We start from the raw sequence: 13,003 nt of genomic DNA on the forward strand, positions 1-13,003 counted from the left end.
CCGTCATCTCCCTGCTTGAGAATAAACACCTTCTGAGCGTCCGAAAACTTCGATGCTTTCATGCCTTCCACTCCTTCTTCCAGCCAGGAAAATAGCGCGGAAAACTCTCATTATAAACGGTCCAGTTTTAAGGGAGCAGAGCAGTCGAAGCTCCTCAGAAATACGCAATGCTCTCGAAGCGGAAGCTGCTTCTTGAGGTGCAACTATCAGAAAATTGAGCGGTCCCGTTTAGCGCCGAGATCGTTTTGCTTTGATCATCCGTCACAAACGGTTCGAAGCTGCTTTTACAACGGGGCAAGGTCAAGATGACACGCAACTGGAGCGTCATACCGGGCGTGAATTAGGAACGTCGCGCCCGTTTCGTCGAAACCGCGACCCTCGCAATAGCTGCGCTTGCCCTCAATATTTGGTGTTCTCGATTAGTTAACTCGACGACGTGGTGAAAGCTTGCTCAGCCAGCTTTTCCATTGCTGACCGAAGATGCAATTTGATGTTACGACCGATCAGCCTTCCAAACAATGGGGCAAGAAAGCCACGAAACTCGACAGTATGCGTGATCATAGCCTCACTACCAGCGTTGTCACTAGGAAAATAGTAATGGCCAAAGTCCAGCGTTGTAAGTGGCAATCGCGCCCGATCTACAAAGCTTTCGTTGGGCACAACTTTAACCAATTCGAACGTGACTTTAGGCCCTTGTCGAGGCTTCATCGTGCCTTTTGTTCCCTCCACAAAAGGGCCATGAAGAATAACCCATTCCAATTCACTGTCCCATGTTGGCCAGTGTCCGGAGAAGACCATAAAGACCAAATCTGGCTCGCATTTGCTTGTAAAGTAATAGTCTCGCTGTGTTTCCAAATAAACATTCTGATCCGCCGATGAAACGATTTTTTGTTCGGTTATTGATTAATAGTGAATGGACGACGTCCGATTAATCGCATAAGACTAAAAGGTAAATAATTACAATAAAATCAACTTTTTATAATATTATTAGAGAATATAAAAATCCAGATCGAACGATTTCCTAAAATATAATGCACAAACTTGAAATTTTCTGCTTTAAGAAGCCCCCTACCGGGTATTGTTTTTATCGACAACCAAGGGCAGCCCTACAATGGATTATCACTGAAAAGCTGCCCAAAATGGAAAACTTTTATTTAAGCAGATATGGCGTAGTATCCGTCTCGCAAAAGTCTTGTCATCATTGATTGGAAAAAAAAGTTTTCCAGAATTCTATATCCATATTCAGAACAAATGCTCTCCGGATGGAACTGTACGCCTTCAATGCACCAGTCTTGATGCTTGAGACCCATTATATAATTGTCTTCAAGCGACCTTGCTGTCACCTTAAGTGGCGAGTTTTCCTGTTGCGCCGAATCGTCTGCAATCAGTGAATGATAACGAGTTACCTTAAATTCATTTGGTAACCCGCTGAAGCAGTTTGTTCCAGAGCAACGAATTGTGCTAATCTTGCCGTGAAGTCTCTTCTCTGCTTGAACTACTGGTAAGCCGTAAAACTGGGCGATTGCCTGCATTCCAAGGCAAATTCCAAAAATTGGAACCTTGCCTTCAGCGTGTCTAATGATGTCCAGATACCCACACTCCGTTGGATGCCCCGGCCCCGGTCCCAAGATGATAGCGTCATAGTTTACGACAGCATCCAGTCTAACATGATCCCATCTGACGATCTCGGAATCATGCCCCATTACATCAATATAATTTTTTACGATGTAAACAAAACTATCGTATGCATCAATAAGCAAAACTCTCATCACAAAGCTCCTTGTCAGTAATAGCAAGATATGTCGAGCTTAGCTTACTGATTGTTTCATTCCATTCACCCAATGCTGTAGATTCTTCAACCACACCACCAGATGCCCTTATACTATACTCTCCGTCCTTCCAAATCGCCGTTCTAATACATAAAGCGCTAATCATAACATCATTGAAACCAAAGTACCCCAAGGCTCCTGCGTAGATACCCCGTGGAGAACGCTCAATTTTTTCAATAATCTCTACAGCTTTCAATTTCGGTGTCCCCGTCATTGTACCAGCAAGGAACGTCGCAGCCACCGCATCGAACTTATCCAACCCCCCACTCAATCTCCCGGTGACGTTTGATACAAGATGAATTACATGGGAATATGCTTCAGTTGCCATGAGCTCATCGACCGCAAGGCTCATAGGCTGACAGCAACGTGCAATGTCATTCCTACAAAGATCAACAAGCATCAAGTGTTCAGCTGTCTCTTTTACATCGCTTTTCAGGCGGTCCGACGCCTCTTTTCGTTTCTTTTCGTCAGTAGGGTTCCTAACAGTGCCCGCAATTGGTCTCATCACCACATTTCTTTGGCTGTCCAGATTTGTAAACATCTCCGGACTCGCACCAATTAACGTCACATCGTCCGCCGTCGTGAAGAAATACATATAAGGTGAAGGATTCTTCTTTCGCATTCTCATATAGACTTCGAAAGGCTCTAGCTTTGAGCGTATGCGTATCTCATGACCAAGCTGAATTTGGTATATGTCACCAATATCTATATGATGCTTAACTTTCTCAAACCAACGAAAATACTCTTCTCGGCCTACACTAGGAAAAGCTTGATATTCGGGGTTTACGGGCAGTTCCCCATGACTAACCTCTGTTTCCAAAAGTGCTTTCAATTCGTCTAGGGAGAACGCCTCTTCTCCTTCAACAAAGTTCGCCGTAAGCGTACACTGCCCAGTCTGTAGATCGTGCTGAACGATACCCCGATATACTGCGAGGGATATTACAGGCACTTCTTTGTCCCTACACAGACAGCGTTCAATCTCCTCAATCATGAATATTGTATCGTAACCGAAGTAACCAAACCATCCTAATCCGTCGACGCCGCTTGCAGGCGTTTTCATCATAAATTGAGCTTCGGTATTCCGCAGCAGCGCAAACAGCTCCTCCGCATTGTTTACTGGAGCTATATAGACATCAGAACATTCCACTCCCAGCATAGCTGCCACAGCCTTTGCGACAGCCGCTGATGTAAAATTCATAAATCTGGCCTGCCCGTTCATTACGCCGAACGAGAACATCGGGGAGAACCCCAAAACAGTTTGATTGCAATCACGAGCTGGACCGCCGAGCGATTCCAAAAAAATAACTCTTTGCTTGAGTATTTACGACGCAAATTGACATACAAATCAATCGAACTAAATTTTCTATCTATTTGACAAACCTGCCTATCAATTGAAACTTTCAATATAATTATACTTAATAATTCTCTCGTTAGGCCTTTCGCACTCTGCTTTGCAGGCCGTAATACTATTCGCGATCTCTATACTGCGTAACAAAAGCTGCTCTAGTGCGACCTTCTCTTCTGGGTCGGCAATTTCTTTAGTTTCTTCATTTCCATGAATTAGAACAGGAAACCCCGCCCCAGGAACAACCATCCGGTTAAGAAGCATATTATTGACGAGTTGATCGTGAACATGACCAAGATTGTACTTGCGACCAATCACGACCGGGCAACCAATTTTGTTAATCAATGGCCTCGTAAATCTCAGATAACCAACACCTGCTCTCTCCAGAAATATCTGCATCAGATGCCCCATCCCAAAAGCATGAACCGGGCACACATAAACAACTATGTCAGAACCAATCATCTTTTTGATCACTTCCGGCATATCGTCTTGTTTTTCACATGCCGAACTTCTGTAATTGCAGCTAACTTTCCCTTCACCACAATTATTGCATGCGGAATAATTCAAATGACATAGTGAAATAATCTCCGAATTCACTCCCTTCTCACTAAAGAATACTTTTATTCTTTTGGAGACGGCCGAAGCGATACCATTTCCCCTTTCCGAACCCGATAATATCAGAGCCTTCAATATTTCTTTTCTTCTTCATTATTTCTTTTGATAAAAAGAATATACTTATAACTACGATCACCATTCCAACAATATCCTTCGGCGTTATCTTTTCTCCAAGACAAAGGTAGCCAGCGAACATTGTGATGAAAGGACCGAGATTATTTGCACCCGCGACAAGCGAGGGCCCGCATCGCTTGATGCCCCACGCTAAAAAAAACGATGGAAATACAGTGGAGAAAAGCGCTAAACAAATCGGCATAAGCATGCCGTTAAGATGGTGCGATATAAGCGTTGGTTCATTCATTGCGGTTAATGGGGCAATGGATGGGAGAGCGGCGACCAGCATAGTGCGAGCGTTAAATCCCACTGGCCCAAATCTCTTTATTCCGTTAGCACTGACCACCATATAGAAGGAGTAACTCGCAGCGCTAATTATCACGAGTCCCGCGCCATATACTGTTGTAGCGCCTGAAGATATCTTATCTCCTTCTATAAAGGATACTGCGATACCTGCCCACGACAGCCCACAGAATAATATTGCTCGCTTGCTATAGGTTTTTCTTTCCAGAAAAAATGAGATCAGCATAGTGAACATTGGAATTGAGAATAGAAGTGTTCTCTCCAGACTTACAGGAATATATTCAAGGCCAGATATATCCGCCATACCTGATATATAATATAAGCAGGCACAAACAATAATTGTCTTTATGGACCCATTGCCTATATCTTCTTTCTTTTTTACAAACAGAAGCGCTGCGAGAAAAAGTGGAAAAGAAATGAGCATTCTTAACCCCATTATACTGCTCGCAGAATAGCCGCTCTCCATGGACAATTTTATAAAAATCGATTTAAGGGAGAACCCAAGAACTGACAAAAAAAATGATAATGAAACTCATGGGATATTTCCATCGCTTGATACCCACAAGTGTCGATATCAATCTCCAATTTATGTTCAAAGGTATTCATTTTTATCGATTGAGAATTAGAAACATGATTGTATCGAGAAAGTATTATGTTGAATTTACGGTTCGTAACATACTTATCAATCACCCTGATTGAATCGTAACCAAATCATTGATCGCAACAGCGTGCTCGACATCAATCAAGCACTCGACATCAATCAAGCAATTGAGGCGTGCAGTCTATAACTTGAAGTAGGCTAAGCGTTCGTCAGCGTTTATAGGCTATAGAGTCCCAGAGCTTCTTTAGTATCCTCCAGAGTCGACTGGGTGAGCTTTTGCGCGTTCCTCGTTCCCTCACGAATGACATCGCGCACCATGCCAATATCGGTCGCGAACTCACTGCGCCGTTCGCGGATCGGGCCGATAATATCCGTTAAAATCGACGACAAGCGGTGCTTCAGAACGCTATCCCCCAACCCGCCCTTTTGGTAATGCGTTTTTAATGCGGTTAATTCATCGACGTTTGGATCAAAGGCATCGAGATATGTAAACACCACATTTCCTTCAACCTTTCCGGGGTCACTAACACGGAGATGGCCTGGATCTGTGTACATCTGTTGAACAGCTTTCCTGATATCATCGTCCGTTGCCGAAAGAGAAATTACATTCCCGAGCGACTTCGACATTTTTGCTTTTCCATCGAATCCGGGCAACCGCCCGACCTTCGACAGAAGTGCGCTTGTTTCTGGTAACAACTCACGCCCAACAAGTCGATTGATACGGCGCACAATCTCATTCGTTTGCTCAATCATGGGCAACTGATCTTCGCCGACAGGAACCACTGTTGCTCGAAACCCGGTGATATCCGCCGCCTGAGAAACAGGATAACAAAGAAACCCCGCTGGGATATCGCGCTCAAAACCGCGAGCGCGGATTTCTTCCTTTATGGTGGGGTTGCGCTCCAGGCGCGCCACGGTGACGAGATTGAGGTAGAGCATTGCCAGCTCAGATAACGCTGGCAGTTGGGACTGTAAGCAGATCGTGGTGAGACCCGGATCAATTCCAACAGCCAAATAGTCGAGCGCAACCTCTGTCACGTTCGTTGTAATTTTGTCTGGATTGGACATGTTGTCGGTGAGCGCCTGCAGATCAGCCAACAGGATGAACTGCTGATGGCTCTCTTGCAACGCAACCCGGTTTCTAAGCGAACCAACAAAGTGGCCGATATGCAATGGTCCTGTCGGTCGGTCACCGGTGAGAATAATCGGCCTGTCTGCAAGAGGGCCAACACCGAGGTCTAGTTCACGAGTCATGAGAGATCTCCAATCGTCAGGCATCAACCAACAGCAGCGACTGCTTGTGCACAGGATTGATTACGGTAAAGATGTGCAACTCCGCGCTCTGCGCTTTCCAGCGCTCCTTCCACCCAGCCTAGGTGTTGGGTGAACAAGTCTGAACAGACGCATGCATCATCGTCGATTGACCAGAAGCCAGACCCAATAAAGTTGACGCCACTTTTCCAAAAGGAGATGCCTTCATCCCAGAATTGATGACCACTGCCCGTAGGCTTCGGAATGGCATCCGACACAAGTCCGAAAGGCAAGTGGTCAAGCATCGCCTCAATAAATGCGGAATGGACGTTCCTGTCGTTTTTAAGGGCTTTTTCCAGCAGTACGGCACTTTCACCGTCGGCATATATGAGCAAGTTATTCGCATCGGCAGGGAAATAGGCCTTTCGAAATATCGTATCCGAAGACACGCAACGGCCTTCGATGTGCGTGCCTGCCCACCATCGGTCAGCATAGGAGAAATAGGCCTTCGTAAGCGGCACAGCACTTATGCTCTTGCGAAAGAACGCAGACATATTCAAACCGCGAAGCTTCTGTATGCTCCAGATTGGTATTGCAAATACGACTTTATCAAAACCCTGCGACTGAAGACCATGAGGGGTCTCGAAGCAAAGTTCATATCCGCCGCCGTTGCGCGGCATGACTTCCGTCAGCTCGTGCTCGAGCGAGATCGTCACATCGCGCTCAATCTCGCTGACCATCGCTGCTGTAAGCGCACTGAAGCCATGCGAAAAAGCTAACCACTCCGACAACTCACCTTGGAACAGACCGCAAGTCTCTGGATGATGCTGGAGCAATTCATACCCATCATCGAAAGTAAGGTCCGGGTTCCGGAGAGTGTCGTATCCGGTCATCGTAACCAGACATTCGAATTTATACCTGCCAATCGAGGACAGCGCCGCTTCCTCCAGAGTTAAGCGCTGGCTCTCCATTGGTGACAGCGAACCACGCAAATCGCCTAAATCACTACAAAAGGACTTTAGCAGTTCAAGCGAATGCTGATGAAGACCGTACTGCAATGGTTGTAATGGGAAAGAAAAGGGTTTCGTCGCGAGACCATATTTGTCAACCAGCTTCTTGAGGCGAATGTGCCTTGAAGGATTAAACCGGCCTGCCCCAAGTTCCGCCACACCGCCAGTATCATCAATGCTTCGAGAAAAAACGCGCCCCCCGATACGATCAGTTTTCTCAAAAATCGTTACGTCAGAGACGCCGCGACGGCGAAGCTCTCTCACTGCCGTAATCCCAGCGACGCCGCCGCCGACCACTGCGCACTTTCCTGTCATGCCTATTCTCCATCAAACGCGACGCGCAACCAGCCATCATAGCCGGGGCCGAATATCAAACGTTCGCTTCCACATCACCGGAAGCCTTGATCCGCGTAATTTTGGAGTAATGTGTCTTTCCGTCTTCGCCGACGCTGACGGTGTCAGTATATCCAACCGTTCTTCCGACCTCCCCCTCGAAGTAGGTCCTGACATTGTTTGCCCAAATATCTCCCTTGTCGGTGAAATTCAGCCGATTACCGTTGAGCATAAGATACCCGTTAGCAGTCAATTCACTCACCTGCTTTTCGAACACATCGAGAAACGGGGAACCAAATCGGGTCTGGAATGGCGCAAGATCAAGGTCGCGCATACGCAGTCCCATAACAGCAAACCGCTGCATCCGCTCGCGTTCAGTTGTTAGTTTGATGCCGTCAATCGGCAACTCCCCGGGATTCTGCTCAATGAATTCCATGTATTTCACCGTCGAACGAATTGAGCGATAGGTGAAACCTGCAAGGTAGCCGTGTGAACCTGCGCCAAGAGCGAGGATATGATTCGACTCGGCATTCATTCGAATGTAGCGGCAGTCTCGTCCCGGCTTTGCCCAGTCGCGCACGGAATAACGATTGGTGTAAGGGCTGTTCTCGATCTGAGCCAACGCACTTCGGTACATCTCTATTTCCCGATTTTCGTCAGGCACCGGAAACTTCTTGTTCTTGACGTAATCAGCAAAAAAAATCGTATTTTCGAGAAGCACCAAAGGATAGACTGTGAGATGCTGGACTCCCGTCTGGAGCACCATTCGCATATCATCAGCCCATATTTCGTCAGTTTGCCCGGGCAAATTGTAGATCATATCGAGATTTATGTTCTCAAAATGAGATTGCATCTTCTCGATACCAAGCAACAGCTCATCAGCACCATTACGCATGTGAAGATGCGCTTCGCGGATGTCCCGGTTGAATGTCTGAATGCCTGCGGAGATGCGGTTCACACCTCCATGCTTAAGTGCATCGCAGCGCTCAGTGTCGAAGTTTTGAACTATACCCTCACATGTAATCTCGACACCTTCCGCAATAGGCAAAAAGCGCCTGATTGCTTGCAAAAGGCGACCAATTTGATTGGCATTGAGAGAGTTCGGGGTTCCCCCACCAATATAGACAGCATCTATATTCAGTGACTGAACATAGGGCTTGCGTCCGTACCGTTCAATCTCGTCTAGCAACGCGCTGATGTAACGCTCCTTAACGGGTTCGGAACTGACCGCTTTGTTAAAGCCACAGAACGAACATATCTGATCACAAAACGGAATATGCACGTATAAAGTACTATTCGGGAATGGAGTAGAACGCTCATCAAGACGGCGCGTAATATCCTCGCGCTTCGGAACATCATTCGGTGCCGGATAGGTACTGGATCCGATAGGCTCGCGATGACTGAATTGAATGCTTTTCAAAATGGACTCCTTCATAAACAACGAATTGGACTTTCAAAATCAATTAGGCAAGAAGGAAGGGCTATCATTTGATGAAATTGAAAAAAATACCTTAGTTATCACATTTATTTGACAACAATTTGAAGAAATTATAAACACTTCTTTATATTCTATTTAAGAAATATTATTTTATATACTTATTATATAAATTTCATCTCAATAAATTACTTCTTAAATATACATAATATTTATGTTTGCAATCCAGCCCAACAACGCATCATGTCCTCAACCTCCGGTTTGCACGGATATTTTTCGTAGGCATCGGGGTCGTTTGAGCCAATACCGACCAGAAGGCCCAGCAATGTTAGTAAAGATGTTCAATCCTATTCCCCAAATCACCCTCAAATTTGCGCAGAAATTACGAGATGATAAAATAAAATAAAATCCCCCAATATAGCGAACAAAGATCAATGAATAGCGGGAATATTTCCAATATCATTGATTGCAAATCGGGGTATTTTCTCTGCCGATTTGCTTTATTCGTCTTGGCCGCCCGACATGTTTTCCCCTGAGCTTGGCAGCCTCCATACCCGCTTTCGTCCGTTCACTGATCAAACTGCGCTCAAACTCTGCCAAAGCTGCCATCATGTGAAACACCAATCGTCCTCCGGCAGAGCTTGTGTCGATATTCTCAGTCAGCGAATGGAATTCGATACCCCGCTTTCCCAGTTCACTCATCAGCGCGACAAGATTGATCAATGAGCGTCCAAGACGATCCAATCGCCATACAACAAGCGTATCGCCGGGGCGCAGGCTTGCCATTGCCTTCTGCAACCCTGCCCTTTCGGCTATTGCACCGGATACGCCCTCATCGATAAAGACCTGCTCGCACCCCGCTTGCTTCAGCGCATTGAGCTGTAAATCCACCTTCTGCTCATCCGTTGACACACGAGCATAACCGATCCTTTTCTGCGTAAAGTATAAATTGCTGGCGCTTTCGAGCGCGCTGTTACCAGTATTCACGAGTTGGTTTCTCTGCCTTTCGTTCAGTATTCGCGCCGCTTTCATGGCTGTCGAGGCCCTAAATTGTTTACAGGAAAGGCAACCCTTTTCGAGATCAAGCCCCGTCAACAATTTTTACAGGAAATATTTTCGTCATCCGCCCTCTGTCGGCACAATGACTGCATTTTTGACTTTGGTTTTTCTTCGAACGGGTTTTCGCCGGATTTCTGTGAAAGGGTTCCGTTTAAGAAACTCCCTGACTGTCAGCGGGGGGCAAACTGATGTCAGCATCAACTTTGAAGGTCGCACGAATATCGTTGGCGCTGCGTGCACGGCGCTGACGGTCAGCATGGCTGTAGCTGCGGTTTGTCAGCTACAGCCATGCCCAAGTGCGGCGGCGAAAGCGGGCAAATTCGATCTCTTCCCCTAACGCACATCCCTAACGATGGGGCACTTCGTTAGGGAAGTCGCGCAGATTTGCGATCAAAGCCCGCACAGCGTGGACGCGGTGCATGCGACGAAAGCTGTCGAATGAGTGGAATTTCCAGCGCCAAATCAAAGCATTGCCGGACAGCGTCAACGCCCCGTCAGCCTCAAACGCATTCGCAGACAGCAATCAACACCCCAATCAATGAGGTATCGAATTGATGAAGCTATCCGAACCTGGTGTAACGGCTGTCTCCGGCGAAATCGTCCAGATCAGCGCCAGCATATCGCAATTGGACGTGAGCAATCAAAACGTCAACCGCCTATACCCATTCATCATGCTGAAGACAGGCAATGGCGACGTCATCCGGATCAACGATCTCGTCGCAGATGTTCACATCGACCAGCATGTCGGCGTAGGACTGAACAGCACGTTTTATCTGATCAAAATTCGTCACATGACAAAGTTCAAACAGATAAACCTCGCACTGGCAGCCGTGAGCGAGAATGGCACAGGCATCATCGACCTGCCTCAGCGCCTGATCACCTCTCTCTTCGTAATGAATATTTTTATCGGCTGTGTTTCGATCTTTTTCTGTGTTGGGCTTTTAGGCCCAGAGCTTGCCTATTTCTTCGGCTTTCCCGCCATTGTTCTGGGCGCGCTGATCGGCTTCGGTTTTTTTGCCCATCTTCTGCGCTCCGCAATGAGCTTCGCAAGGGCCAGAACCAAGGCTGAACGCCTGCGCAAGAAGCTCATCGGTGCAGCCAACGACCGCGACGCCTATCGCGGCATGGCGGTGAAAAACATCTAAAGTACAGACCATCGACAGGTGGGGGCAGCGGTCGATCATCTGAAACAGCAAGAATGGTGTCAGATTTTTCTGATCGTTATGGAATCTGTAACTTTGTACTCGTGGATGGCTCTATGATCGCCCACGAGCCACAAACAAAAGCGGCACCCGTCGATGCCGCTTTCAGCGCGTTTATGAGGAGTGAAAAAAGACGCGCTGGAATTTAATTATGGTCGAATATTCTATCGGCGCAAAGCCGATCTTGCGCTGCGTTTCTACCGGGCAGAAACAGGTGTTTCCGTGTCAAATCGTTAACATCGAGATAGTCCAGAGCTTTTCCCTCAGCATAGGTCTGAAACAGGCTGTTCCGACGATTTGCCGATACGATTTTCTGTCATGCCGAATAATTCAGTTCCGAGCGATGCCAACATCATGCCGACACTTCCACCGCAACATTCATTTGTGTTCGCCAGCAAACCGGTTGCGCGACTGGCCCTGCTGGAACGACCGCCAGCGGTCGAAGACGTATTTCATCCGGCCAGCCTAAAATGGCCGGACGGAAAGAACCAGTTTGTGGGCCGTGATTTGCGATGCGCCAGACGAAAACATTGTTGACCGTGACAGAGCTGGTGTGGCGCAAACGGTCCTTGCGTCTGTACCGAAAAGCCTAATCCTAAATTTTCCTGCCGCAGTCGGCATTTTCCGGCCCTGCAATACAAGCTGTCCTATTCCTATAACCATGTCGCTTTGCTGCTTCACTTCGTTCTGTCGTAGATGGATCTGGCATTTCCGATGCGGTCGCACATCGGATCCATAAATCGTTAGGCGGCGTGGACGAATTGATCGAAGCTTGATTCAAGACTGCTTTTTAGAGGCAGTCATGAGCCGAGGCGATCTGAGCGAATCCGAATGGGGTGTTTTGAAGGATTTGCTTCCGATTGAAGCCGTCAATCGGGGACGGGGGCGTCGTCCGGAGCAAAATCGAGCAATCATCAACGGCATACTTTGGAGACTTCGTTGCGGTACGCCGTGGCGGGATGTTCCACCCAAATACGGCAATTGGAATACGATCTATCGACGCTTTCGGCGCTGGAGCGATGCCGGGGTCTGGGAGGCTGTTTCGATCACGCTCGCTGAGATCATGGCTGACAGCGGCCACTACAGCATCGATAGCACCACAGTTCGGGCCCATATTTCGGCAGCGGGCGGAAAAGGGGGATTCCTCGACGCGCTCTTGGTCGCTCGCGGGGCGGGTTCACCAGTAAACTTCACTGTCTGGCTGATGCCAGAGGAAGACCGCTTGCCTTCCATCTGACGGTTGGCGAAGCCGCAGATTGCAAGGCTTACGACACTCTGATCAGCTTACCCGAGCAAGCGCCACAGGCGCTTCTTGCTGACAAGGGATATGATGCGGATGCCATTCGTGATGATCTTGCCAGCCGCAATATCAAGCCCGTCATTCCTGGCAGAGCAAACCGCCGCGTGAAGATTGAATATGATCGCACGCTGTATAAACAGCGCAACCTAATCGAACGGATGTTTGGCAGACTGAAAATCAACCGCGCCATTGCTACTCGATACGACCAACTCGCCGAGAGCTTCATCAGCATGGTTCATATTGCTACCGCAAGATACTGGCTCAAATGCGTCCACGCCGCCTAGAACAGGCCGTTTCTGGCGTTTTCTATGGCAAACGCTCCCTATATCGGGAGTGACGGATTTAATGCGAAAAAGACTGTTTCTGTGCCTTGCAGATACAAATCTCCAGTTTGGCTCACCCCGGAACAAAGTTTCCGCGATATAGGCAGCAGAAAAACCCTAACCTGTTCGGACGTAACGAAATTCGTCCACATCTGAATTTCGTTACGCGAATTGGCAGTGGCCGTGAGCTGGAGTGGACGCGTTGTCTGGCAAGAAACGACGCCACGTGACACGGCTCGAAATTCCAACTGCGGTAGGAAAATTTAGGATTGGGCTTTTCGGT

At 47.6% G+C, this 13,003-nt stretch carries 10 protein-coding genes and 1 pseudogene; 2 read left to right on the plus strand and 9 right to left on the minus strand.

The annotated features are described in order from the left end of the window. Positions 1-423: 423 nt before the first annotated feature. The 9 genes from FIC94_RS09885 to FIC94_RS09925 form a co-directional block, all read right to left on the minus strand. A complete protein-coding gene (locus tag FIC94_RS09885; RefSeq protein WP_235891986.1) occupies positions 424-855 on the minus strand; it encodes an SRPBCC family protein in 432 nt (143 codons plus the stop codon). A gap of 299 nt (positions 856-1,154) precedes the next feature. Continuing rightward, positions 1,155-1,769 carry an anthranilate synthase component II gene (locus FIC94_RS09890; protein ID WP_140024768.1) on the minus strand — a complete coding sequence of 205 codons (615 nt, stop codon included), beginning with the start codon at positions 1,767-1,769 and terminating at the stop codon, positions 1,155-1,157. Further along, entirely contained in the window at positions 1,750-3,126 is a 1,377-nt protein-coding gene (locus FIC94_RS09895; RefSeq protein WP_140024769.1) for an anthranilate synthase component I family protein, read from the minus strand. The genes FIC94_RS09890 and FIC94_RS09895 overlap by 20 nt, the downstream gene beginning before the upstream one ends. Positions 3,127-3,216: 90 nt before the next feature. Next, positions 3,217-3,864: a flavodoxin family protein gene (locus tag FIC94_RS09900; protein WP_180917952.1), complete on the minus strand. Its 648-nt coding sequence runs from the start codon at positions 3,862-3,864 to the stop codon at positions 3,217-3,219. Next, positions 3,782-4,720, minus strand: coding sequence for a DMT family transporter (locus tag FIC94_RS09905; protein WP_140024771.1), 939 nt, complete (start codon positions 4,718-4,720; stop codon positions 3,782-3,784). The genes FIC94_RS09900 and FIC94_RS09905 overlap by 83 nt, the downstream gene beginning before the upstream one ends. Before the next feature lie 303 nt (positions 4,721-5,023). Next, positions 5,024-6,061: a tryptophan--tRNA ligase gene (gene trpS / locus FIC94_RS09910; RefSeq protein ID WP_140024772.1), complete on the minus strand. Its 1,038-nt coding sequence runs from the start codon at positions 6,059-6,061 to the stop codon at positions 5,024-5,026. A gap of 23 nt (positions 6,062-6,084) precedes the next feature. Beyond that, positions 6,085-7,383 (minus strand): flavin monoamine oxidase family protein, encoded by a 1,299-nt coding sequence (locus tag FIC94_RS09915; protein WP_140024773.1) that lies wholly within the window; start codon positions 7,381-7,383, stop codon positions 6,085-6,087. A gap of 55 nt (positions 7,384-7,438) precedes the next feature. Next, a complete protein-coding gene (locus FIC94_RS09920) occupies positions 7,439-8,821 on the minus strand; it encodes a coproporphyrinogen-III oxidase family protein (RefSeq protein ID WP_180917954.1) in 1,383 nt (460 codons plus the stop codon). A gap of 474 nt (positions 8,822-9,295) precedes the next feature. After that, on the minus strand, positions 9,296-9,823 hold the full coding sequence (locus tag FIC94_RS09925; protein ID WP_328592133.1) for a recombinase family protein: 528 nt from the start codon (positions 9,821-9,823) through the stop codon (positions 9,296-9,298). Between the two features lie 626 nt (positions 9,824-10,449). On the opposite strand from FIC94_RS09925, the gene FIC94_RS09930 reads away from it, so the two are divergent. After that, positions 10,450-11,040, plus strand: coding sequence for a hypothetical protein (locus tag FIC94_RS09930; RefSeq protein WP_140024776.1), 591 nt, complete (start codon positions 10,450-10,452; stop codon positions 11,038-11,040). Between the two features lie 859 nt (positions 11,041-11,899). Beyond that, positions 11,900-12,681: pseudogene (locus FIC94_RS09935) on the plus strand (IS5 family transposase). Positions 12,682-13,003: the final 322 nt, after the last annotated feature.

Origin of the sequence: Ochrobactrum teleogrylli, assembly GCF_006376685.1 — a bacterium.
Classification (GTDB): Bacteria; Pseudomonadota; Alphaproteobacteria; order Rhizobiales; family Rhizobiaceae; genus Brucella; species Brucella teleogrylli.